20 protein-coding genes are annotated in these 23,342 nt (G+C 73.0%); 10 read left to right on the top strand and 10 right to left on the bottom strand.

Annotated elements, in window-relative coordinates:
* Nucleotides 1-21 precede the first annotated feature (21 nt).
* Nucleotides 22-1,647, bottom strand: a complete 1,626-nt coding sequence (locus OG625_RS27875; protein ID WP_329386465.1) for a glycosyltransferase family 2 protein — start codon at nucleotides 1,645-1,647, stop codon at nucleotides 22-24.
* Between the two features lie 47 nt (nucleotides 1,648-1,694).
* Nucleotides 1,695-2,516, bottom strand: coding sequence for an adenosylcobinamide-GDP ribazoletransferase (locus OG625_RS27870; protein WP_329386462.1), 822 nt, complete (start codon nucleotides 2,514-2,516; stop codon nucleotides 1,695-1,697).
* Between the two features lie 70 nt (nucleotides 2,517-2,586).
* Here OG625_RS27870 and OG625_RS27865 point away from each other — a divergent pair, with 70 nt between their 5' ends.
* Nucleotides 2,587-3,363 (top strand): hypothetical protein, encoded by a 777-nt coding sequence (locus tag OG625_RS27865; protein WP_329386460.1) that lies wholly within the window; start codon nucleotides 2,587-2,589, stop codon nucleotides 3,361-3,363.
* 103 nt (nucleotides 3,364-3,466) lie between these two features.
* Here OG625_RS27865 and pspAA read toward each other — a convergent pair whose 3' ends face one another.
* Both pspAA and OG625_RS27855 read right to left on the bottom strand, forming a co-directional pair.
* The gene (gene pspAA, locus OG625_RS27860) at nucleotides 3,467-3,745 is read right to left on the bottom strand and encodes a PspA-associated protein PspAA (protein WP_329386457.1); all 279 of its coding nucleotides are present in this window, start codon (nucleotides 3,743-3,745) and stop codon (nucleotides 3,467-3,469) included.
* A 12-nt stretch (nucleotides 3,746-3,757) separates the two neighbouring features.
* On the bottom strand, nucleotides 3,758-4,552 hold the full coding sequence (locus OG625_RS27855) for a PspA/IM30 family protein (protein ID WP_329386455.1): 795 nt from the start codon (nucleotides 4,550-4,552) through the stop codon (nucleotides 3,758-3,760).
* A gap of 266 nt (nucleotides 4,553-4,818) precedes the next feature.
* Between OG625_RS27855 and OG625_RS27850 the strand changes: the two genes are divergently transcribed.
* Both OG625_RS27850 and OG625_RS27845 read left to right on the top strand, forming a co-directional pair.
* Nucleotides 4,819-5,418: a DUF3043 domain-containing protein gene (locus OG625_RS27850; protein WP_329386453.1), complete on the top strand. Its 600-nt coding sequence runs from the start codon at nucleotides 4,819-4,821 to the stop codon at nucleotides 5,416-5,418.
* A gap of 74 nt (nucleotides 5,419-5,492) precedes the next feature.
* Nucleotides 5,493-6,200: a class I SAM-dependent methyltransferase gene (locus OG625_RS27845; RefSeq protein ID WP_329386450.1), complete on the top strand. Its 708-nt coding sequence runs from the start codon at nucleotides 5,493-5,495 to the stop codon at nucleotides 6,198-6,200.
* 329 nt (nucleotides 6,201-6,529) lie between these two features.
* Here OG625_RS27845 and OG625_RS27840 read toward each other — a convergent pair whose 3' ends face one another.
* On the bottom strand, nucleotides 6,530-6,742 hold the full coding sequence (locus OG625_RS27840) for a hypothetical protein (RefSeq protein ID WP_329386448.1): 213 nt from the start codon (nucleotides 6,740-6,742) through the stop codon (nucleotides 6,530-6,532).
* Between the two features lie 91 nt (nucleotides 6,743-6,833).
* On the opposite strand from OG625_RS27840, the gene OG625_RS27835 reads away from it, so the two are divergent.
* From OG625_RS27835 to OG625_RS27810, 6 genes are all read left to right on the top strand, one after another.
* Nucleotides 6,834-8,039: a bifunctional adenosylcobinamide kinase/adenosylcobinamide-phosphate guanylyltransferase gene (locus OG625_RS27835; protein WP_329386446.1), complete on the top strand. Its 1,206-nt coding sequence runs from the start codon at nucleotides 6,834-6,836 to the stop codon at nucleotides 8,037-8,039.
* A 24-nt stretch (nucleotides 8,040-8,063) separates the two neighbouring features.
* Nucleotides 8,064-8,981, top strand: a complete 918-nt coding sequence (locus tag OG625_RS27830; protein ID WP_329386444.1) for a DMT family transporter — start codon at nucleotides 8,064-8,066, stop codon at nucleotides 8,979-8,981.
* 32 nt (nucleotides 8,982-9,013) lie between these two features.
* A complete protein-coding gene (cobT, locus tag OG625_RS27825; protein ID WP_329386442.1) occupies nucleotides 9,014-10,078 on the top strand; it encodes a nicotinate-nucleotide--dimethylbenzimidazole phosphoribosyltransferase in 1,065 nt (354 codons plus the stop codon).
* Nucleotides 10,079-10,162: 84 nt separating this feature from the next.
* Nucleotides 10,163-12,046, top strand: a complete 1,884-nt coding sequence (locus OG625_RS27820) for a phosphatidylglycerol lysyltransferase domain-containing protein (protein ID WP_329386440.1) — start codon at nucleotides 10,163-10,165, stop codon at nucleotides 12,044-12,046.
* Entirely contained in the window at nucleotides 12,043-12,750 is a 708-nt protein-coding gene (locus OG625_RS27815) for a hypothetical protein (protein WP_329386438.1), read from the top strand. Before OG625_RS27820 ends, OG625_RS27815 begins: the two co-directional genes overlap by 4 nt.
* A 107-nt stretch (nucleotides 12,751-12,857) precedes the next feature.
* The gene (locus OG625_RS27810) at nucleotides 12,858-14,015 is read left to right on the top strand and encodes a sensor histidine kinase (RefSeq protein ID WP_329391008.1); all 1,158 of its coding nucleotides are present in this window, start codon (nucleotides 12,858-12,860) and stop codon (nucleotides 14,013-14,015) included.
* A gap of 229 nt (nucleotides 14,016-14,244) precedes the next feature.
* On the opposite strand, the gene OG625_RS27805 is transcribed toward OG625_RS27810, so the two are convergent.
* From OG625_RS27805 to OG625_RS27785, 5 genes are all read right to left on the bottom strand, one after another.
* Entirely contained in the window at nucleotides 14,245-15,060 is an 816-nt protein-coding gene (locus OG625_RS27805) for an endo alpha-1,4 polygalactosaminidase (RefSeq protein ID WP_329386437.1), read from the bottom strand.
* Nucleotides 15,057-15,707, bottom strand: coding sequence for a spherulation-specific family 4 protein (locus OG625_RS27800; protein WP_329391006.1), 651 nt, complete (start codon nucleotides 15,705-15,707; stop codon nucleotides 15,057-15,059). Before OG625_RS27800 ends, OG625_RS27805 begins: the two co-directional genes overlap by 4 nt.
* A 68-nt stretch (nucleotides 15,708-15,775) precedes the next feature.
* Nucleotides 15,776-17,557, bottom strand: coding sequence for a hypothetical protein (locus OG625_RS27795; protein WP_329386435.1), 1,782 nt, complete (start codon nucleotides 17,555-17,557; stop codon nucleotides 15,776-15,778).
* Nucleotides 17,554-19,080, bottom strand: a complete 1,527-nt coding sequence (gene pelF / locus OG625_RS27790) for a GT4 family glycosyltransferase PelF (RefSeq protein ID WP_329386433.1) — start codon at nucleotides 19,078-19,080, stop codon at nucleotides 17,554-17,556. Before pelF ends, OG625_RS27795 begins: the two co-directional genes overlap by 4 nt.
* A gap of 293 nt (nucleotides 19,081-19,373) precedes the next feature.
* Nucleotides 19,374-21,383 (bottom strand): hypothetical protein, encoded by a 2,010-nt coding sequence (locus OG625_RS27785; RefSeq protein ID WP_329386431.1) that lies wholly within the window; start codon nucleotides 21,381-21,383, stop codon nucleotides 19,374-19,376.
* Between the two features lie 364 nt (nucleotides 21,384-21,747).
* Between OG625_RS27785 and OG625_RS27780 the strand changes: the two genes are divergently transcribed.
* Complete coding sequence (locus OG625_RS27780) at nucleotides 21,748-23,277, top strand: leucyl aminopeptidase (RefSeq protein WP_329386429.1); 1,530 nt, start codon at nucleotides 21,748-21,750, stop codon at nucleotides 23,275-23,277.
* The last annotated feature ends 65 nt before the right edge of the window (nucleotides 23,278-23,342 follow it).

Below are 23,342 nucleotides of genomic sequence, written 5' to 3'. Positions count from 1 at the left end.
GCCGTGCCCGCGCGGCGCGGATCAGCCGGCCTGAGCCGGGGCGGCGGCCGGGAGCGGGAGCCTGCGGGCCACCTCGATGCTGACGTTGTCGTAGCCCGCGGTGAAGAACACGGTCGCGGCCAGTTCGGTGCCCGAGGCGTGGTCCTGGTGGACCACGCGGGGCCGGCGCGCCGTCCGGTCGAGCCCGGGTGCCGCGTTGCGGCCGAGACGGGCCGGGCGCATCACGCCGTCGGTGCGGACGTTGAGGAAGAGGTCCCAGGTGCCGGGGAGGATCGGCCCGCCGCCGATGGACGCGAGGTCCACCTCCACCTCGAACTCGGGGAGGACCGGCCCGCCGTCGGGGTCCGCGACCACCTCGAAGGCGGCCGGGGCGACGACGGGGGCGGACCCGCGCGCGGTGACCGGGACCAGGTGCTCCACGCCGGTCTCGCGCTGCCGCAGCGCCAGTTCGGAGCCCATCCGTCCGGTTTCGAGGGAGGCGATGTACCCGAGGCCGGTGAGGCGCACCCGGCTGCCCTTCCACGACACCGAGTCGAGCCGGTGCACGACCTTGAACTCGTCCGTGATCTCGAAGAGGGCGTCCGGCAGCCCGACGGCGGGGTCGCGGAAGAACGGGAAGAGCCGGTACACGCGGCCGTTGTCGACGAACCGCCCCGGCGGGGCCTGCTCCGGGTCGTACGCGGCGAGCTGCTCGAAGGCCTCCGTCGCCCCGTGCATGAAGCAGTGGATCCTGATCCGGTCGATGTGCGACAGCTCCCGGTACATGTCGGGGGCCCAGTACGCGTCGCACATGGCCTTGGCACGCCAGTACACCTCGGCGGCGAAGTCGGGCCGGCTCGCACGCCCCAGCGCGGCCTTCGTGACCCTGCCGATCAGGGCCCGGAACTGGCGTCCCAGCATCCTGCGGCGTCCCACCGGATCCCGGACCGTGTCCGAGACCATGCGCATCACGCGGTCGAGGGACTCGACGGCCTCCCAGGCGGTCCTGGACCGCGAGGTGAGGTTGCCGCCGTCCGGGCGTTTACGCAAGAAGTAGCAGTCGTAGTCCCCGACCACCGATATCTTCCGGGCGGCGAGGTACGCGGCGGTCATGAAGACCTGGTCCTCGCCGTACCAGAGGTCTTCCGGGTAGCGGATCCGGTGGTACTCCAGGACCTGGCGCCGGATGAGCTTGAAGCTCCTCTGCGCCCGGTACACCTCTGACGTGTACAGATCCGCGTGTTCGGCGTGCCGGTACGCCTTGTCCGAAACGACCCGGCCGAGTCCGACCTGCTTGCCGAGGACGACGTCGCTGCCCTGGCCGTCGGCCATCCCCACCAGCCGCTCCAGCGCCTCCGGGCCGAGGTAGTCGTCCGCGTCGACCACGTAGACGTAACGGCCCCGGGCCAGGTCGAGGGCCCGGTTGCGGGGTGCGCTCGCGCCGCCCGAGTTCGGCTGGTGCACGACCCGGATCTGCGGGTGGCGGGCGGCGTAGCGGTCCAGCTCTACGCCGCTACCGTCCGTGGACCCGTCGTCGACGGCGATCACTTCGATCCGGTCGAGCCCGATGGTCTGGGTCACGACCGAGTCGAGGCACTCCCTGAGGTACGGCATCGCGTTGTAGACGGCGATGATCACGGATACGTCGGGGATGTACTCACGCTGCATGGTCAAGGACTGTAAACGAGCGGCCGGGACGATCATCCGGGAGGGTTTCAGCCCAGGGCCAGGACCACCAGGGCCGTCGTCGCCGAGACCTCGGCCAGGGCGCCGAAGACGTCGCCGGTGACCCCGTCGAAGCGGCGTACGCAGCGGCGCAGCAGCCGGTCCGCGACGAACAGGGCCGCCAGGACCGCCGCGGCGGCGCGGGCGGCCGCGGGGAGGCCCAGCGGGAGGGCGGCGGCCGCGGCGGCCACCGTGGTCAGGGCGGCCAGGGCCGCGGCCGTGGTGCGCGGGACCGCGCCGGCGACGGCGGCACCGAGGCCCTCCGGGCGGGCGGCCGGGACGCCGTCGCGGGAGGCCAGGGTCATGGCGAGGCGGGCGGTGACGGCGGCGGTGACGGCGGCGAGGGCGCCGCGCGCCCAGCTGTCGGCGTAGGCCTGGGACAGGGCGGCGACCTGCACCAGCAGGAGCATCACCAGGGCCACGACCCCGAAGGGGCCGATGTCGGACTGCTTCATGATGCGCAGCGCGTCGCCGGCCGGTTTGGCGCTGCCCAGGCCGTCCGCGGTATCGGCGAGTCCGTCCAGGTGCAGCCCCCGGGTCAGGCCGGCCGGCACGGCGACGGTGACGGCCGCCGCGAGCAGCGGGCCGCCGCCGAGCACCAGCAGGAGCACCCCGGGCACGGCGGCGAGCAGGCCCACGGCCAGCCCGGCGAGCGGGGCGCAGGCCATCCCGGTGCGGGCTGCGGGGCGGTCCCATCGGGTGATGCGGGCGGGCAGCACCGTGAGCGTGCCGAAGGCGAAACGGACGCCGTCGGCGAACGAGGCGCGGTCCGCGGGCGGCGCTTCGGGCTGGTCTTCGAACGAATCTGTCATCGGCGCGAACGCTACCCGCTCGCCACGGACGGTAAATTGCCCATTACCTACCAAATAGGGAGTCAGTGGGATGGGTCACTGGTGGTACCGGAACATCGTCGAACCGGGGAAGCTGCCCATGCTCCTCGCGCTGCTCGCCTTCGTGACGTCGTTCCTGGTCACCCGCGTGATCACCCGGATGATCCGGGCCGGCAAGGGGCCCTTCAGGAACGTCACCCCGGGCGGCATGCACATCCACCACGTGGTGCCCGGCGTGATCCTCGTGATCATCGGCGGTTTCGGCGCGGTCGGCAGCGCCCGGCACGGCTTCGGCGCGGGACTCTCGGCCGTGATCTTCGGGCTGGGCGCGGGGCTGGTCCTGGACGAGTTCGCGCTCATCCTGCACCTCGACGACGTGTACTGGAGCGAGGAGGGCCGCAAGAGCGTGGAGGTCGTGGTCCTCACGGCCGCACTGGTGGCCCTGGTCCTGGGCGGGTTCGTCCCCTTCGGGGTGAACGACCTGACCGCCGAGGAGAGACAGAGCCGCGGCCTGGTCGCCATGAACACGGCCACCAACTTCTTCCTCGCCCTGATCGCCCTGTGGAAGGGCAAGGCCCGCACCGCCATCTTCGGGGTGGTCATCCCCTTCGTCGCGCTCATCGGCGCGATCCGGCTGGCCCGGCCCGGATCCCCGTACGCGAAGAAGTTCTACGCGAACCGCCCGCGCGCCCGCGCCAAGGCCGGGCTGCGCGCCTTCCACCACGACCGGCGCTGGTCGGGGCCGCGGCGCAAGTTCGAGAACTTCATCGGGGGGACCCCGGATCCGGAGCAGGCCGTGGTCTCCCTGGAGAAACCGCCCCGGCACTGAAGGCGGTACGGCAATCGGATACCGCAGCGGGTACGCCGACGGGCCCGCCTCCGGAGTAAGTGGGGGCGGGCCCGTCAACTTGTGGTGGTGACCTGGTGCGCGCTCAGCCGGGGATCAGGCCGTCGTCGCTGAGCATCTCCCTGACCTCGTCCAGAGTCGCGCCCGGAGCGGGCAGGATCAGCTCGGACGGCTCCAGCGCGTCGTCCGGCAGCGGCTCGCCGAGCCGCCGTACGGCTTCGAGCAGCGCGCCCAGCGTGCGCCGGAAGCCCTCCCCGTCACCGCTCTCCATTTCCGCGAGCAGTTCGTCGTCCAGCTTGTTGAGCTCGGTGAAGTGGCTGTCGGCCAGCTTCACCTGACCTTCCCCCATGATGCGGACAATCATGACGGCCCCGTCCTACTGCTTGTCGAACCGGTGCTGGCCCTGCGGCTGCTGGGCGGTGCCCTGGGCGCCGCCCTCGATGGCCTGCTGCTGGGCGGACGGGCCGCCCGCCAGCTCCGCCTTCATCCGCTGGAGCTCCAGCTCGACGTCCGTACCGCCCGACAGGCGGTCCAGTTCGGCCTGGATGTCGTCCTTCGAGCCGAGCCCGCTCTGGTCGTCGAGCGCGCCGGAGGCCAGCAGCTCGTCGATCGCGCCGGCGCGGGCCTGGAGCTGGGCGGTCTTGTCCTCGGCCCGCTGGATGGCCAGACCGACGTCGCTCATCTCCTCGGAGATGCCGGAGAAGGACTCCGCGATCCGGGTCTGCGCCTGGGCCGCGGTGTAGGTGGCCTTGATGGTCTCCTTCTTTGTCCGGAAGGCGTCCACCTTGGCCTGAAGGCGCTGGGAGGCGAGGGTCAGCTTCTCCTCCTCGCCCTGCAGGGTCTGGTGCTGCACCTCCAGGTCGCTGACCTGCTGCTGGAGCGAGGCGCGACGGGACAGGGCCTCGCGGGCCAGGTCCTCGCGACCGAGGGCGAGGGCCTTGCGGCCCTGGTCCTCCAGCTTGGCGGACTGCGCCTGCAACTGGTTCAGCTGCAGTTCGAGCCGCTTGCGGGACGTCGCCACGTCGGCGACACCGCGACGCACCTTCTGAAGCAGCTCCAGCTGCTTCTGGTACGAGTAGTCGAGGGTCTCGCGCGGGTCCTCGGCCCGGTCAAGGGCCTTGTTCGCCTTCGCGCGGAAGATCATCCCCATACGCTTCATGACACCGCTCATGGGCTTCGCGCGCCCCCTTCTAGACGGACTGTGCTCCAGGTCACCAACAAGACCCACAGTACGGGGCCTGTCTCCATTACCGCACTGTTCGAGTACGGATGCGCTCCTCCTCCAGGACGACTCCGTCCCCGCCGTATCAGGCGTAAGGAGTAGGTGTGCCCCCGACGGGCCTCCGACGAGCCCCGTACTGGGGAAGACGCCCGCCGTTGCCGGATCGTTCCCCGCCGGGGTGGGGCCCATGCGCTCGACCACGTAGGGTTGGGTTTGTGTTTGGTAGCCGCTCCTCCAAGGAAGAGAAGGCCGCCGCCACCGACAAGGTGAGCGCCGACCTCTCGCAGCCCCGTGACCCGCAGGCCCCGAAGGGCCGCCCTACGCCGAAGCGTGCTGTGGCCCAGTCGCAGCGCAAGGCCGTGGTGGCCTCGACCGGCAACCGCAAGGAGGATGCCAAGCGAGCCCGTGAGCGCCGTCGCGTGGAAATGGCCAAGCAGCGCGAAGCGCTGGCCAGTGGCGACGAGCGTTACCTGCCCGCACGTGACAAGGGCCCCGTCCGCAGGTTCGTCCGCGACTACGTGGACTCCCGCTTCTCGGTCGCCGAGATGTTCCTGCCCCTGGCAGTGATCATCCTGGTGCTGAGCATGGTCCGTCAGCCTGCGATCCAGAACATCGCCCTGCTGCTGTGGCTCGGCGTGATCGCCCTGATCATCGTCGACTCCATCGGCCTGGTGTTCCGCCTGCGCAAGGTGCTGAACGAGCGCTTCGCGAACGAGCCGCGCCGCGGCGCCGTCGCGTACGGGCTCATGCGCACGCTCCAGATGCGCCGGCTCCGCCTGCCGAAGCCCCAGGTCAAGCGCGGGGAACGGCCCTGAGCGGATTTTCCGAGGGCGCCCGGCTCTGGCTGGAGGGCCTGGGCGGACTGCGCAATGCCGTCCGCCAGGAACTCGTGGGCCGGCAGGTCGACGAACAGATCGCGCAGCGCTTCCCGGTCGGGCAGCGGCTGCGCGTCCTCGACGTGGGCATGGGCCAGGGCACGCAGGCCCTGCGCCTCGCCCGCGCCGGACACAAGGTGACCGGCCTGGAGCAGGACCCCGGCATGCTCGCCGTCGCCCGCGAAGCACTCCGGCAGGAGCCCGCCGGAATCCAGGACCGGGTCCGGCTCATGGAGGGCGACGGCCGCGAGACCGGCGCGCACTTCCTGCCGGGCAGCTTCGACGTGGTGCTGTGCCACGGGGTGCTGATGTACGTGCCCGAGCCGGACGCCATGCTCGCCGGGCTGGCCCGCATGCTCGCCCCCGGAGGCCTCCTCTCCCTCCTCGTGCGCAACGGCGACGCGCTCGCCATGCGGCCGGGGCTGGACGGCGACTGGAAGGGCGCGCTGGCCGCCTTCGACAGCACCGACTACACGAACCGCCTCGGCCTGGACGTCCGCGCCGACCGCCTCGCCGGCCTGACGGCCACCCTCTCCGGCATCGGGGCGCCCCTCCACTCCTGGTACGGGGTACGCGTCTTCACCGACGGCACCGAGGCGGGCGAGAGCCTGCCGCCGGACGAAGAGCTTGAACGTCTCCTCTCCGCCGAGGACCGCGCGGGCCGCACCGACCCCTACCGGGGCGTGGCGGCCCTCCTCCACCTCTGCGGCGTCCGGGGATAGCTGCCCGCTCCGGCGGGGTCGGGTGTGTGTCGGGGGGTCCCCGCAGGGCGTCGAACGCAACCCCGCTCGGCCCACCGACCCCTGGAACCGTTCGACGCCCGAGGAGACGCCCCGGCGCGCGCACGGCCACGGCGGAACCCGCCAGGTGCCGGGCGGCGCGGGGCGGGGCCGCTGCGCGGAGCCTCCCCCCACCCCGCCCCTTCCCGAACCGGGGCTCCGCCCCGGACCCTCCCCCCAGCTACCGCTGGGAGGTGCCCCCACCAGACTCCGTCCGGGGGGAACCCCACTCCTCAAACGCCGGAGGGGCTGAGAGTGCTCGGGGTCAGACGCTACGCGTCAAGGGCTTCGCGCAGGCTCATCGTGTAGAGCTGCACGCCGTTGTCGTCCGACAGTTTCACCTGCTCGGCGCCGCCTTCCAGCAGCTCCTTCCAGACCTCACCGATCCAGGACTCCGCGTCCCCCTGCGTGGTGAACTCCTCCGGCACCACGGCCGGGGCCGTCTCCGTGCCGTCGGCCTTCTCGAACCGCCACGTCCACGCCATGTCCGCCTCCGTTGCTCGTCCGTCTGTCCTTGAGTGTGCCCGCAGAGTAACCGGGCGCGCACCAGTCTCGGCGACGCGGGAGGATCATCCTGTGGAACTCACTCTGCTCGGCACCGGCACACCCCAGGGCCTGCCCCGCCCCGGCTGCCCCTGCGCGACCTGCGCGGTATCCGTAGGCACCCGCTCCCGGGCCGCCACGGCCGTACTCGTCGACGGGGCGCTGCTGCTCGACCTGACCCCCGGGGCGGTGCTGGCCGGTGCCCGGGCCGGGCATTCGCTGGCCGGCGTACGGCAGGTCCTGCTGACCCACCCGCACGACGGGCCCGCCGTCGAGCTGCCGCCCGGGCTGCCCGCAGCGGGGCGGGTGCCGGACGGGCGGGAGCTGTCGGTGATCTCGGGGCACCGGGTGCGGGCGGTGCCGATGGACGCGCCGGGCACCGGGTACGAGGTGACGGGCCCGGACGGCGGCCGGCTGCTGTACCTGCCGCCCGGCGGGGCGCCCGCGGGGACGAACGGGAAGCGGGGCCAGCGGCCGTACGACATGGTGCTCGCCGACGTGCTGGGCCGGCCCGAGGCCCTGGCCCGGCTGCGGGCGAGCGGTGCGGTGGGCCCGGCCACGGACGTGATCGCCGTCCACCTGGACCACGACACCCCGCCGGGCCCGGAGCTGGAGCGCAGGTGCGCGGCCGCCGGGGCCCGGGCCGTGCGGGACGGGACCACCGTGATCGTCGGGGAGTACCACTCGGTGCCGGACCTGCCGCGCCGGACCCTGGTGCTGGGCGGGGCCCGCTCCGGCAAGTCCCTGGAGGCCGAGCGACGGCTGGAGTCCTTCCCCGAGGTGGTCTACGTGGCCACCGGCGGCACCCGGGACGGGGACGCGGAGTGGGCCCAGCGGGTCGGGCTGCACCGCGAGCGCCGGCCGGGCAGCTGGCGCACGCTGGAGACGTGCGAACTCGCGCCGCTGCTCGCGGAGCCCGGCGCTCCGCTGCTCGTCGACTGCCTGGCGCTCTGGCTCACCGACGCGATGGACCGGGCCGGTGCCTGGGACGACGCGGTCTGGGCCGCGACCGGGCAGAAGGACCTGCGCGAGCGGACCGCGGAGCTGGTGGCGGCGGTCCGCGCGACCCGTCGCCGGGTGGTGCTGGTCAGCAACGAGGTGGGTGGGGGCGTGGTCCCCGCGACCGCTTCGGGCCGCCGTTTCCGCGACGAGCTGGGCCGGCTGAACGCCACCGTCGCGGGCGAGTGCGAGCACGTACTGCTCGTCGTCGCCGGCCAGGCGATCGTGCTCAAGAACTAGCCGGAAAACGGGCGGGGTGATCCCGTGGACGCGTCGAGGACGACCGCCGAGCGGGCCGGGCTCGCAGCCTTCGCCGCGTGCTGTCTGTTCGGCGGCGGCAACGCGGTCGGGGTCCGGTTCAGCAACCGCGAGCTGGACCCGCTGTGGGGCGCCGCGGTGCGCTTCGGCGCGGCGGCCGTGGTGCTCCTCGCCGTGATGGCCGTGATGCGCCTGCCGATGCCCCGCGGGCGGGCGCTGGCCGGGGCGGTGCTCTACGGGGTGCTCAACTTCGGGGTGACCTTCGCGCTGGCCTACTACGCGCTCGTACGGGTCCAGGCCGGGCTGGGCCAGACCCTGCTGGCCCTGGTTCCGCTGGTCGCGCTGCTGCTGGTGGTGGCGCAGCGTCAGGAGCCCTTCCGCGGGCCCGCGCTGGCGGGCACCCTCGTGGCGGCCGCCGGGGTGGCGCTGGCCTCGCACGCGCCGCTGCAGGGCGGGGTGCCGGTGCTGTCGCTGCTGGCGATGCTGGGCGCCGTGCTGTCCTTCGCCGAGGCGACCGTGCTCGTGCACCGGCTGCCCCCGGTCCATCCGGTGACGATGAACGCGGTCGGCATGAGCACCGCGGCTGCGCTGCTGCTCGCCGGCTCGTTCGCCGCCGGGGACACCTGGCGGCTGCCGGAGCGGCCGGCGACCTGGTGGGCGCTGGGGTACCTGGTGGTGGCCGGGTCGGTGCTGACCTTCGTCCTCTATCTGGTGGTGGTGCGCCGCTGGGGCGCCTCGCGCGCGGCGTACGTGTTCGTCGTCATCCCGGTGGTGACGATCGTGCTCTCCGGCCTGCTGGACGACGAGGAGTTGACGGCGGGTCTGCTGCTGGGCGCCCCGCTGGTGCTGCTCGGGGTGCACCTCGGAGCGCTGCGGCCGGGAAGGCCGCAGCGGCCCCCGGACCGGACCCGGGACGGGACCTGAGGGAGAGCCTCACCGGCTGTACTCTCTGGCAGATGAGCACGCTGAATCTCGACGACTTCTCCGATCTGATCGAGCGCCCCGACGGGGGCGTCCGGCGTGATGCCGAGGAACGCCGTGAGCGCCTCGCCGTGCCGCCCGGCGCGCTGGGCCGGCTCGACGAGCTCGCCGAGTGGCTGGCCGCCGCGCAGGGGCAGGTGCCGGTCAAGCCGATCGAGCGCCCGCGCGTGGTGCTGTTTGCCGCCGACCATGGGATCGCCTCCGAGGGGGTCTCCGCCCGGGCCGCCGGCACCGCCCACGAGCTGGTGCGGGGCGTGCTCGACGGGACCAGCCCGATCGCCGTCCTGGCCGGCCGGCTCGGGGCCGGCGTCCGGATCGTCGACGCGGGGCTCGACTGCGACCCGGAGCTGCTGCCCGAGGACGTGGTCCGCCACCGGGTGCGGCGCGGCAGCGGCCGGATCGACGTGGAGGACGCGCTGACGGCCGAGGAGGCCGAGGCGGCGCTGCGTCTCGGGATGCGGATCGCCGACGAGGAGGCCGACTCCGGTACGGATCTGGTCGTGCTCGGGGACCTGAGCGTCGGCGGGACCACGGTCGCCGCCACCCTCGTCGCGGCGCTGTGCGGTACGGACGCCTCCGTGGTCACCGGTCGCGGCGGGCTGCCCATCGACGACCTGGCCTGGATGCGCAAGTGCGCGGCGATCCGCGACTCCCTGCGCCGGGCCCGCCCGGTCCTCGGCGACCAGGTCGCGCTGCTCGCGGCGGTCGGCGGCGCCGACCTAGCCGCCATCACCGGTTTCCTGCTCCAGTGCGCGGTCCGGCGTACGCCGGTCATCCTCGACGGAGTCGTCTCGGCGGCCTGCGGGCTGGTGGCCCAGCGGGCCGCGTTCCGGGCTCCCGACTGGTGGCTGGCCGGTCAGGCGAGCGGCGAGCCGGGCCAGGCGAAGGCCCTGGACCGGATGGCGCTCAACCCTCTGCTCGACCACGGCGTCACTGTGGGCGAAGGTACCGGGGCTTTGCTGGCTCTGCCCCTCGTCCAGGCCGCCGCCGCCCTCGCGGCGGAGCTCCCTGAGCGGGCGGCGCAGGAGCCGACGGAATGAGCCGCCGGGGTTCGCGGTCCTGACCAGGCCGCGACCCCGGAGCCGCCCACTTTTGGACGGTAACGCCCCATATGATCGGTTTTTATGGGAGAGGTCCGTTTGACCAGCGCAGAGACCGACCGCGGCGCCGTACCGGCGAACGGTCCGTCATCCGGCAGGAAAGAGACCGGCGGCGATCCCGCCGGCAGGGGAACCGACAGGGGATCCGACAAGGCAGGCGACAAGGGATCCGACAGGGGGAACACGCGCTCACGGCGCGGGGCGGCGTTCGCGATCTGGTACCTGCGGACGATCGCCTTCGTCAACTTCCTGAGCGCGGTGTGGGTTTCGCTCGGGCAGGACCTGCGCAACCACAACACCGACGACTTCTACACCCCGTACATGCTCACGGCGGGCTTCGCCTCCGGGCTCTTCACGCTGCTGCTCGCCGTCACCCTCGGCCGCCGCAAACGCGCCTCCTGGATCCTCAACCTCGGGCTCAGCGGCCTCCTGGCCCTGCTGCTCGCGCAGGCCTTGTACCAGTACGAGGAGATCCGCGAGCACGCCCAGAACTGGGTCTCCCTCACGGTGACCGCGCTCTTCGTCGGCGCCCTGCTGCTGGGCCGCCGCGAGTTCTACGCCAAGGGCGACCGCTCCAACCCGGCGCTCGCCAGTGCCGTCGCCGCCTTCGGGCTGCTGGCCACCTCGCTGGTCGCGGCCCTGCTCGTCGGGGCGACCAACACCGCCCCGCAGAGCGGCGAGGCCACCTTCTGGGACCGCTGGCAGTACGGCGTGATGCGGCTGATCACCCTGGAGCCGCAAGCCAAGATCACCCACATGATCAGCACCCCGGGCTGGGTCGACGTCTTCATCAACGTCATGTCCATGCTGCTGCTGGTCGCCGTGCTGTTCGCCGCGTTCCGCTCGCGCCGCGCCGTCGACCCGCTCACCGAGGAGGACGAGGAGCGGCTGCGCGCACTCCTCGCCCGGCAGGGCGACCGGGACTCCCTGGGGTACTTCGCGCTGCGCCGCGAGAAGTCCGTCACCTGGTCCCCCACCGGCAAGGCCGCGGTCACCTACCGTGTCGTCGGCGGGGTCTCCCTCGCCTCCGGCGACCCCATCGGCGACCCCGAGGCCTGGCCCGGCGCCATCGAACCCTGGCTGGCCGAGGCACGCGAACACGGCTGGGTGCCGGCCGTGATGGGAGCGAGCGAGGAAGCCGGGCAGATCTACGCCCGGCACGGCCTCGACGCCCTGGAGCTCGGCGACGAGGCCATCGTCGAAACGGGCGAGTTCACCCTGGAGGGCCGCGCCATGCGCACCGTCCGCCAGGCCTACAACCGGGTCAAGCGGGCCGGGTACACCGTCCGCATCCGCCGCCACGCCGACATCCCCGCCGACGAGATGGACGAGCTGCTGCGCCGCGCCGACGACTGGCGCGACGGCGCGACCGAGCGCGGCTTCTCCATGGCGCTGGGCCGACTGGGCGATCCCGCCGACGGCCAGTGCGTGATGCTGGAGTGCACCGACGGCAACGGCGATCTGCGGGCCGTGCTGTCCTTCGTGCCGTGGGGGCCCAAGGGCCTGTCGCTGGACCTGATGCGCCGCGACCGGGACTCCGAGAACGGCCTGATGGAGTTCATGGTCATCGAACTCCTGGAACGTTCCAAGGAGATCGGGGTCACCCAGGTCTCGCTGAACTTCGCCATGTTCCGCTCCGTCTTCGAGCGCGGCTCCCGCCTCGGCGCCGGTCCGGTGCTGCGGATGTGGCGCTCCCTGCTGAGCTTCTTCTCCCGCTGGTGGCAGATCGAGTCCCTCTACCGGGCCAACGCCAAATACCGGCCCATCTGGGAACCACGGTTCATGCTCTTCGAGAAGAGTTCGGACCTGCTGCGGATCGGCATCGCCGCAGGCCGGGCCGAGGGCTTCCTGGAGGCCCCAGGCCTTCCGAAGTGGCTGCACCGCAGACACCTGGAGACCCGCCGTTGACAGCGCTGAGCACCTCCTCGCTCCGGCAGTTCGCGAGCCGTGAGTGGGGGCCCCTGCTCGGGACCGTCCGGGACGCGCTCGTCCACGACAAGTGGCGGGCGATCCCGATGACGCTCGGCGCCGTCGCCCTGACCTCCGTCTTCCAGATCGCGCAGAACACCTCCTGGGGCTTCCAGCCCGTCCAGAACCTCGGCTCTGTGAAAGCCGTCGACCCGCTGTGGCCGGCCCTGCTGCGGACCCCGCTGTCGCTGTTCGTCCCGGCCCTGGACCTGCCGGTGTGGGGGGCGCTCGCGCAGATCCTGATCGTCTTCGGGATCTCGGAGATCTGCATCGGCTGGTGGCGCACGCTGGTGATCGGTTACGTGGCCACGCTCGCCGGGACCACGTACGCGCGGATCGGGCTCGCGCTCGGCCCCGACCACCCCTTCGGCCTGCCGGTGTCCGACCGGATCGTCAACGACACCGGGCCCTCGGCCGCGGTGGTGGGGCTCGCGATCTACGTCTGCTGGCGCTACCGGGCGTACGTGACCGCGGCCCTGGTGATCCTCGTGATGATCGGCGAGGTGCTGATCAAGAACAACCTGGCGGGCAAGGAGCACCTGGCGGCCATCGCCGCGGTCATGGCCCTGTGCGTGGTCCGCGCCACGTGGGGGCCGGCCCCCTCCCGCTCCCGCACGGCGCCGGCCCGGCGCCCGCCACCGTAGGGGTCCGGAGCTGCGCCGACGCCGGCGTAGGGGCCCGGGCGGCTCAGGACGTACCGTGTCCTACCGTGACGACAGACCTCGGGCCCCTCGCGGCCACCCGGCAGTGGATGCGGGCCCACCCGCTGGCCACCGATGCCGTGCTGGCCTTCGGGGCGTTCGTCGCCATGGTCGTCGGATCCTTCGCCGACCCGCACGGGCCGCACGGGCCCACTTTCGGGACCCGCACCCCCGAGCCGTTCTCGCTGGTGCTGATGCTGCTCGGCGCGGCCGCCCTGGTGTTCCGGCGCCGGCAGCCGCGCGCGGTGCTCGCCGTCACCTGCGGGCTCTCGCTGCTGGAACTCACCACCGGGGAGCCGCGGGCGCCCGTCGCGATGTGCACCGTCATCGCCCTGTACACGGTGGCGGCCCTCACCGACCGGCCCACGACCTGGCGGATCGGACTGCTGACGATGGCCGGGCTGACCGGCGTGGCCATGCTGGCCGGGCCGCTGCCCTGGTACGCGCAGGAGAACCTCGGCATCTTCGCCTGGACCGGGATGGCCGCGGCCGCCGGCGACGCGGTGCGCAGCCGGCGGGCCTTCGTCGACGCCATCCGGGAACGCGCCGAGCGCGCCGAGCGGACCCGCGAGGAGGAGGCCCGGCGGCGGGTCGCCGAGGAACGGCTGCGGATCGCGCGGGACCTGCACGACGTGGTGGCGCACCACATCGCGCTGGTCAACGTGCAGGCGGGGGTGGCGGCGCACGTCATGGACAAGCGGCCGGACCAGGCGAAGGAGGCCCTCGCGCACGTACGGGACGCCAGTCGCTCCGCGCTGAACGAGCTGCGGGCCACGGTGGGGCTGCTGAGGCAGTCCGGCGACCCGGAGGCACCGACGGAGCCGGCGCCCGGGCTGGCCGTCCTCGACGAACTCGCCGACACCTTCCGGCACGCCGGGCTGCCGGTACGGGTCATCATCGAGCTGGGGCGCGAGCCACTGGCGGCGGCCGTGGACCTGGCGGCGTACCGGGTGATCCAGGAGGCGCTGACGAACGTCCGCAAGCACGCGGGGCCGGGGGCGCGGGCGGAGGTCAGCGTGGTGCGGGTCGGGGCGTCGGTGGAGGTCACCGTCCTCGACGACGGCGGTACGGATGCCCCCGACGCGGAGCCCGGCGGTGGGCACGGGCTGCTCGGCATGCGGGAACGGGCCACGGCCCTGGGCGGCTCCTGCTTCGCCGGCCCCCGCTTCGGCGGCGGCTACCGCGTCCACGCCATCCTCCCGGCCTGACCGGCTGCGCCGACGCCCCTTCCCGCCGCTGCGCGGAGCCTGTCCCCTACCCGCCCTTCCACCGTTCCTCCCCCAGCTACCGCTGGGAGGTGCCCCCAGGGCTCTGCCCGGACCCGGTCCTCGAACGCCGGACGGGCTGAAATTGCCCTGCGGGCAATCCAGCCTCGCCGGCGTTTGAGGCGCGGGGGTTCGGGGGCAGCGCCCCCGACAGCGGCGGGGCGGCCGGGCATCAACAGGGGCGGCGCCACGCGTCCAGGTCGTAGCGCTTCTGCAGGGAGCTCAGCTTCAGCTCGCGCGAGGCCTTGCAGAAGCGGTTCGTCGGCAGCTCGTACTCCACGTGGAACACCGCCTTGCCCGCCTCCACGAAGGGAGTCAGCCGCTCGCACTCCGAGAACTCCGCGCACTGTTCGTTCACCGCGAAGTCGAAGTCACCCACCAGCTCCGGGATCTGGTCGAGGTCGTTCTTCAACCCCACCGCCAGCCCCCGGTCGTGCGCCAGCTTCGCGATCAGCCGGTTGTACCGCAGCTGGTCGTCCGCCGTGAGCGGGAAGCCCGAGGTGTTGCGGTAGGCGTCCATGTTGTCCGGCTCCACCGCGTCGAAGCCCTTCTCCCGGCACATGTCGAACCGCGCGGCGATCAGCGGTTCCAGCTCCGCCAGCCGACGGATGTCCAGCCAGCGTTCGCCCTCCCAGCCGTTGCTCCGGCCCCGCATCGACTCCGGGAAGCGGTCCGCGTCCGGCCGGAAGTCCTCCCAGGCTCCCGTGGAGAGGTAGCAGATGGTCTTGCGGCCGGCCTTCTTCAGCGCGGCGACCTGCTCCTTGGTGGTGGTGAACCCGTCCACGTCGTACACCGGCGCCTTCACCGAGGTGTCGAGCTTCCCGGTGAGCTGCCATTGCCAGCCGGTCCCCGGGCGGGGCTGCCACCGCTCCCCCGGGGCCTGGTCGGGCCAGGACGGGCCCGGCTCCTCCTCCTCGGGCGCCGACGTACAGCCCGCCAGCAGCAGGAGGGTGACCACCAGCAGGGTGCGGATACGGGGGCGTCTCATCCGGTCGGCTCCAGCGCGTACGGCAGGGTCCCCCACGGGTGCGAGCCCGATCCCGGGACCGCGCAGTGCACCCCGGCCCCGCGCTGCGCCGCGAGTTCGGCGGTGGGCGCCCCCGGCGGGACGGCGTAGACGAGGTGGCAGAACCGCTGGGCGGGGTGGTCCGCGGTCCACGCCGGGGCGGCGGCCGCGTCGCGGTAGGCGTCCCAGGGGCCCTCGAAGGTGACGAGGAGGTCGGCGAGTTCGGCGTAGCCGGGGTCCGGGTGGACTCCGTGGTTCAGGACGAGCGTGCGGGCTCCCGCCGCCCTGGCCGCGACGGCGAGCCGGCCGTAGTGCGGCAACCGCTCGGGGGCGGCGCAGGCCTGGTCGAGGAAGGCCCCGTCGGTGGCGTACCAGTCGCGGTGGCGCAGCAGGTCCCGCACCACGGCGGCGTGCGGGCGCCGCCCGTAGTCGGTGTCGACGTACCCGAGGACGGGCACCCCGGCCTCGCGCAGCCGCTCGGCGACGCGGGCGAACCGCTCGTCGGGGGCGGCGCCCGGTCCGCTGTCGGGGTTGAGCACCACGGAGTGCAGCCGGCCCGCGCAGCGGATGAGCCGCTCCCAGTCCTCGGGCCGGTCGGCGGGGTGCTCGTACAGGGGCACCAGCAGCATGGAGTCCTTCTTCTCGTACGGGTCGTACGGGTCGTACGCGTCGCCCGGGTCATCCGTCATCGGCGCCGTCATCGGTGGGCCGTCGCCCGGCCGAGCAGCAGGCAGACCAAGGTCGCCAGTACGGCCGCCGCCGTGGCGGCCACCGCCAGTTGTACGAGCCGGGGCTGGCCCAGCCCGGTCAGCAGGGCCAGGCTCTGCGCGACGGCGGCCGAGGCGCAGACCACGGCGGCGGGCCGGACCGCGCCGAAGGACTGCAGGAGCAGCCCCGTCCACATCACGGCGCCGAGCAGCAGCAGGGTGCCGGCGCGGAGCCCGGTGAGTGCGGGGGCGCCGGGCCAGAGCAGGGTTCCGCCGAGCCCGAGGGCGAGGAGCACCGTCAGGTAGGTGGCGAGGCAGCCGGCCAGGGTGGTCAGCATCCGCTGCCGGAACGCCCCGGCCGAGCGGGCGGCCCGGAGCCCGGCCAGGCTGCCGCTGCGGAAGCGGTGGAGCAGCCATTCGGCGGGGCCCATGCTGAGGGTGAGGGCCACCGCCGAGGGGGCGGCCACCGCTTCGGCGGGCCCGCCGGCGAGCACCTCGCCGAGGGCGGCGTACAGCACGAGCAGGCCGGTGCCGAGGCCGAAGACCCCGTACGGGACGGAGTCCGCGAGCCGGGGCCCGCGCGGCCCGTACTCCTCCTCGGCGCCGCGCAGCATCTGCCAGCGCACGGGGCCCTCGCCGGGGCTTCGCCGCGCCCAGCCCCGGATCCGGCGGGCGCCCGCCCGTACGCCCTCGACCAGCGGCAGTTCCCGTACGGCCAGGGTGCAGGCGGCCAGCAGGGACACCACGAGCAGGGTCACGCGGACCGGCACGGGCAGGTCGACGAAGAGCGCGAGCAGCGCCCCCGCGGCCATCGGGCCGAGCGCGGCGAGCAGCACCCGCTCCCGGCCGAGGACGAGCAGGACGGTGGCGGCCCCGACGTAGACGGCCTGTCCGGCGGCGAAGGCGTACGAGAACGGCGGCCCGCCGGGCACGGCGAACGCGGCGGCCGTGCCGAGCAGGGACCCGGCGGGGGCGCCGACGAGCAGGGTCCGCCCGGCGGCGGCCCGGTCGCCGAGGCCGAGCCAGGAGTAGGCGCGGTGGGACAGGGTCTGGTCCCAGACCCAGCCGATGAGTGCCCCGGCGACCAGGGGCAGGGTCCCGGCGGGCAGGCCGAGTCGGTCCGGCGGGCCGTCGAGGAGGGGCGCGCCGAGGATGTAGGCGAGCCCGGGCAGGGCGAAGATCACCCCGCGGAGCAGGCAGGCCGTGAGGGAGACCGTCCAGGGGTCGGGGGTGCTCCGGGGCTCCGGGAAGGCGCGGGGCACCCGGGCGTAGAGCTCCTCGGCGAGGGCGAAGGAGTCGTGGCGGCCGTAGGTGAGGCGGATGTACTCGTCGGTCATGCCGTCGGATTCGAGGACGGCGGCGATCTCGTCGGGGTGCACGGCCGCCGCGACGAGGCCGTCCAGCCGGGAGGCGAGTTCGTCCAGGGGGTCGGCCGCCCACGGTCCTTCCCGGCGCGGCCGCGGGATGGCGGGCAGGGTGTCCGTGGCCCCCGGACGGCGGCCGGAGCCGGGGCCGCTCCCCTGCGGGCCGCCGCCGGACGCGGCGGAGCCCGCGCCCGCGGTGCCGCCGGGCCCGGCCGGGCCGGCGGAACCGCCGCCCGCCGGGCCACCACCCGACGCGGCGGAGCCCGCGCCCCCGGCTCCGCCGGAACCTGCGGAGCCGGGGGACGGCCGGGCCCCGTCGGGGAAGTCGTGGCCGCCGGTCGTGTGGGCCGCGCCCGGGCCCGCAGGGCGCTCGGGCCACGGGGGTTTCAGCCAGAGGGATCCGCTCACCACAGGCTCCCGTCGGCGGCGAGTTCGCGGTACCAGGGGTCGGCGAGCCGCTGGGTCCAGGTGTCGGTCGCGTCGACGGGTGCGACGGGCGGGCCGGCGAGTTCCCGGTAGATGTGCCGGAAGCCGTCCACGGACTGGTGGAGGGTGAACTTCTCCACCACCCGCTTGCGCGACATCCGGCCCAGCTCGGCGCGGCGTTCGTCGTCGCGGAGCAGGGCGAGGGTGGCGCGGGCCATGGTCTCGGGCTCGCGGGGCGGGACGACGAGCCCGGTGTCCCCGACGGCCTCGCGCACCCCGCCGACGTCGGTGGAGACGGTGGTGCGGCCGCAGGACATGGCCTCGATGATGCTGAAGGGGAAGCCCTCGCTGATGCTGGACAGCATGACGACGGAGCCGGCCGCGTAGGCCAGGGCGACCTGCTCGATGCGGCCCTCGAAGGTGATCCCGTCGCTGACGCCCAGTTCGGCGGCGAGTTTCTCCAGGCGGAGCCGGTACTCCTCGCAGCCCGCCGGGACCGGTCCGAAGAGGCGCAGCCGCAGGGCCGGCAGCTCCTCGCGCATGAACGCGTAGGCCCGGATCAGGGTTTCGAGGTCCTTGATCGGGTCGATGCGGCCGCACCAGCTGAGGGTGGGCACCTCGGGTTCGGGGCCGGCGTCGGGGAAGAGGTGCGGGTCGACGCCGTTGTAGACGGTGCGGATGCGCTCGGCGTCGGCGCCCCCGCGCTCCTCCCAGCGGCGGTTGTACTGGTTGCAGGGGGTGATCAGGTCGGCCTGCCGGTAGCCCTCGGTGTTGAGCTCGCGGTAGAAGCCGAGCATGAGGGACTTGACGGGCCAGCGCTGTTCGGCGGTGCGGTAGCCGAGGTAGCGCTCGCGCAGGTAGATGCCGTGCTCGGTGAGGAGGAAGGGGACCCCGTCGAGGCGTTTGGCGGCGAGCGCCGGGAGGGTGGCGAGGCCGCTGCTGACGGCGTGCGCGACGCTGTCGGGCGGGATCCGCACGGCGAGCGGGCGCAGCGCGTGCTCCAGCAGGTCGGTGGCGGTGAGCGCGTCGTGGATGGTGGGGGCGGCTTCGGCGGTGGCCATGGCCGGCCGGGTCCACAGGTCCATCAGGAGCCGCAGGACGGACTCGGAGCGCAGGGCGGGGGCGAGTTTGCCGGCCCGGGCGAGGAGGGCCAGTTCGCGCAGGGCCCCGGAGAAGCGGTCGTCGGCGGGGCCGGCCGCGGGTTCGAGCAGGGACAGCAGGAAGGTTTCGTACACCTCGGTGAAGCGGCGGTGGGCCTTGCCGCGCAGGGCCGAGCGGCGGCTGCGGGCGGGCGGCGGCCCCCAGAGCGGGAAGGCGGTGTGCCGGTAGACGTTGCGCGGCAGTTCCCAGGTGACCGGCTCTCGTCCGGAGCCGGTCAGGGCTATGACGTTGAAGTCGACCTCCGGCATCCCGCGTACCAGTTGGTCGCACCAGGTGCTGACGCCCCCGTGGACGTGCGGGTAGGTGCCTTCGGTGAGCATGGTGACATGACGCCCATGGCTCATGCGGTGTGTCCCCCCAGGACGGAAAAGGGGCCGGCGTCCGTGGTTCGCGGAGCGCCGGCCAGGGCTTGTCTTTCGGATCAGGTCGGATCAGCCCGTGGCGTCTGGCGCCGTGCATCGCAAGGCGGACGAAGGAGTCCATGCGGTGGGGGCGCCTCCCAGCGGTAGCTGGGGGACATCGACGACTGAGGACAACGCGGCGAGGCGCGGTGCCAGGCGCTGCGGGCCCGGCCTGATCCGAAAGACAGGCCCTGCGGTGGTACTCGTGACGGCTTACGACGTGCGTGCGGCTGCGGTCAGCTGGGCAGGCGCAGGGTGACGGCGTTCTGGAGCAGCTCCGGCCCGCTCCAGGTGGAGCGGGTGCCCGCGTAGGCGGTGCCGAAGTCGGTGGTGCCGAGCAGCAGTTGCTTTTTGGTGCCGGTGGGGGCGGTGACCGGGGCGAGGACCCCGGCGGGCGCCTTGACGGTGACGGTGGTGCCGATGCGGTAGGCGGTGACCTTTCCGGCGGCCAGGGCACTGTCCCAGGCGGCGCGGCGGCCGAGCTCGACCCCGGTGTCCTTCATGCTCTGGTTGACGATCGGCGCGCTGGGCGCGTAGAGCGTGCGGTAGGTGTCGAGGACCTGGTTGAGCACCGGGTAGAGGGTGCGGTCCTCGGCGAGGTTGGACTGGTGGACGTAGTGCGGGCGCGGGTCGTTCGCCAGCACGTGGCGCAGGGCGGTACGGGCCTCCTGGGGGACGATGTAGTCCAGGTAGCCGGTGTTGACGTCGAGGGCCGCCGGCAGGCAGGTGGAGGTCGCCGGGTTGTCCTCGCAGATGCCGCTGCCGCCGTCGGCGCGGCCGGCGTAGATCCAGTTGTACTCGTCGGCCATCTCCGCGTTGGTGCCCGTGTTGTAGTACACGTTCATGGGGTGGCGGGGCACGGTCAGTGCCGCGCCGACCGCCCGCTGCGCGGGTTCGCGGGAGTTGTCGCTGCCCGCCCACTTGACGCCGTTGTCGGCGAAGGCGCCGGCCAGGTTGGGGTTGTCCTGGGGCTGCTGCGGGTTGGTCCTGAGGCCCGAGTGCTCGCCGGTGACGATCTCGGTGCGGTCGATGGCGATGCCCTTGGAGGCGGCCCAGTTGTTGTTGTCGCGGATCTGCGCGGAGATCTCGGCGCGGCTCATGTACTTGACGGCGCCCGAGGCGTCCTTGACGCAGGACCAGGGCACGGTGCTGGTGTCCTGGACGCAGCCGAGGAAGGGGTGCGTGTAGGTGTGGTTCATCCAGCGGTACTTGGCCCGGTCCGCGACGAGTTGCGCGGTGAGGGCGTCGGTGCCGCCGTTCTCCGTCTTCCACTCCTCGCCGGCGCCGCCGTTGAAGAGCATGTCGAGCTTGAAGTTCTTCGACGTCTGCCACTGCGCCGCGTACACGGCGTCCGCGGCGGTCATCCGGATGGTGCTCTCCTTGCCCTCGCCGCCCGCGCAGGCGTAGTCGCCGGGCGTGCAGTTGAGCTCCTTGTTCCAGCGGGCGTCCGGGGCGAACACGTCGTCGACGTGGACCGCGAAGTAGTTGCGGCTCTGGCCGAGGTGGACCCCCTGGGTGAGCCATTCGACGATGCCGCGGGCGAGCAGCCGGAACTGCTGCTGGTGCTGGTTGTAGCCGAAGGTGACGACGAGTTCGCTGCGGCCGTCGTGGGCGTACTCGCCGACGAGCGAGGCCCGGCCGGAGCCGACGGGCGCGTCGAGGTAACTGGTGTAGCCGGCGCGCGGCTTGCCCATGAAGCCGTAGCTCTCCGGGACGAGCGCCGAGTTGTCCTCGAAGGTCACCTGACCGCCGAGGTACGCGAAGGGCCCCGCCTTGCCGGCGGCGGTGACCGCGGCCCGGGTGCCGTCGAGCTGGCCGCTGTAGCCGCCGTTGTCGGTGTACTCGAGGCCGACGCCGGGGTGGGCCCAGGTGTAGGCGTCGACCTGGCGGATCCCGTACGCCGTCTCGTACGCGCCGAGCGCCGCCATCTCCGCCGAGCCCTCGCCGAACGGGTTCTCGTTCGGCAGGACCACCCCCTGGTACTTGGCGCGCGGGCGGCCGTCGACCGTATCGCTGAGGAAGGCGGCGTTGATGACCGGCCGGCTCGCGCTCCCCAGTTCGATCCGGGTGTACGGAACTCCGGTGTCGCGGAGTTCCGCGGTGATCGCGCCGACCGAGCTGCCGCCGTCGTCGACGACCAGCACCTTCAGGTCGATGCGCGGAGCCGTGGCCGCCTGAGCGGTCGCGGCGGGCACTGCCACGGACACCAGCACCGCGGCCACCATCATGGCGGCGGCCCTGTTCATCCGATTCCTATTGACCATTTCGGCCTTTCCCCCCGCAGGCATCCCTCGACGGCGGCCCTTGGCGGATGGCCGGGCCGGGAAGGCGCTGTGGAAATCATGCAAAGGAACCCCACGTCCCCTTGCGAGAGTGGACCGAGTCTCTCGGACCTCGTTAGGTCTACGAGGCAAACCTGGAGCAGAGTCCACAGATGGGTGAACCTGATGACCCGTTGATCGAACAATCTGCCAAACCTTCGAGTGGCGTACGGACGAGTCCGTGCGCGTAGGCTCATTTCTGGTGGCCCTCGGGCCGGAATACGATCGCTGCGGATGGCCGTCCACCCACTCGGCCCACACACACAAACGGAAGCGAGACTTCACCACCGTGACTGCTCTGACTCTCAGCACTGCCGGCGCTGCGACGCTGCGCGCCGACGCCCTCGTGGTCGGCGTGGCGAAGGGCCCCAAGGGCCCGATCGTGGCCGCCGGAGCCGAGGCCGTGGACAAGGCGTACGACGGAAAGCTCGCCGACGTGCTCGACGCGCTCGGCGCCACGGGCGCCGAAGGCGAGACCACCAAGCTGCCGGCGCCCGCGGGCCTCAAGGTCCCGGTCGTGCTGGCGGTGGGGCTCGGCTCCGTCCCCGAGAAGGACGAATCGTTCGACGAGGAAGTTCTGCGCCGCGCCGCCGGTGCCGCCGCCCGCGCGCTGCACGGCAGCAAGAAGGCCGGCTTCGCCCTCCCCCTGGACGACGCCTCGGCCGTCACCGCCGTAGCCGAGGGCGCGCTGCTGGGCGCGTACGCGTTCACCGCGTACCAGGGCGGCGAGAAGAAGGGTGCCAAGAACGGCGGGCCGAAGCTGCCGCTGGCCGAGGTCGCCCTGCTGGGCGCCAAGCCGCGCGACAAGGACCACAAGGCCGCCGCCGAGCGCGCCACGGCCGTCGCGACCGAGGTCAACGTGGCCCGTGACCTGGTCAACACCCCGCCGAACGACCTCACCCCGGAGGCCTTCGCCGCCGTCGCGACCGCGACCGCGAAGGAGAACGGCATCAAGGTCCAGGTGCTGGACGAGAAGGCGCTGGTCAAGGGCGGCTACGGCGGCATCATGGGCGTCGGCAAGGGCTCCGAGAACCCGCCGCGCCTGGTGAAGCTCTCCTACACCCACCCGAAGGCGGAGAAGACCCTGGCCTTCGTCGGCAAGGGCATCACCTACGACTCGGGCGGCATCTCCCTGAAGCCGGCCGGCCACAACGAGACGATGAAGTGCGACATGGCCGGCGCCGCCGCCGTCTTCGCCTCCGTCGTCGCGGCCGCGAAGCTGGGCCTCCAGGTCAACGTCACCGGCTGGCTCGCGCTCGCCGAGAACATGCCGTCCGGCTCCGCCACCAAGCCCGGTGACGTGCTGCGCATGTACAGCGGCAAGACCGTCGAGGTCCTCAACACGGACGCCGAGGGCCGCCTGGTCCTCGGTGACGCGCTGACCCGGGCCTCCGAGGAGAACCCGGACGCGATCGTCGACGTCGCCACCCTGACCGGCGCCATGGTGCTGGCCCTGGGCAACCGCACCTTCGCGGTCATGGGCAACGACGACTCCTTCCGCACCTCGATCCACGAGATCGCCGAGGAGGTCGGCGAGGCCTCGTGGCCGATGCCGATGCCCCCGGAGCTGCGCAAGACCTTCGACTCCCCCACCGCCGACATCGCGAACATGGGCGAGCGCGCGGGCGGCGGCCTGCTGGCCGGCCTCTTCCTGCAGGAGTTCGTCGGCGAGGGCATCACCTGGGCCCACCTCGACATCGCGGGCCCGGCCTTCCACGAGGGCGCGCCGTACGGCTACACCCCCAAGGGCGGCACCGGCTCGGCCGTGCGCACCCTGGTGCGGCTGGCGGAGCGCACGGCCACCGGCGACCTGGGCTGACCCACTCGGTGTCGACCCTCTTCGTGTGACGCGTAGCACCCCGGGCCTTGATCGACTTTCGGTCA

It is taken from the genome of Streptomyces sp. NBC_01351 (assembly GCF_036237315.1).
In the GTDB taxonomy this organism is placed as follows: domain Bacteria; phylum Actinomycetota; class Actinomycetes; order Streptomycetales; family Streptomycetaceae; genus Streptomyces.
Note: the sequence above shows the minus strand (reverse complement) of the source record. Positions and strands in the feature narration are given on the sequence as shown.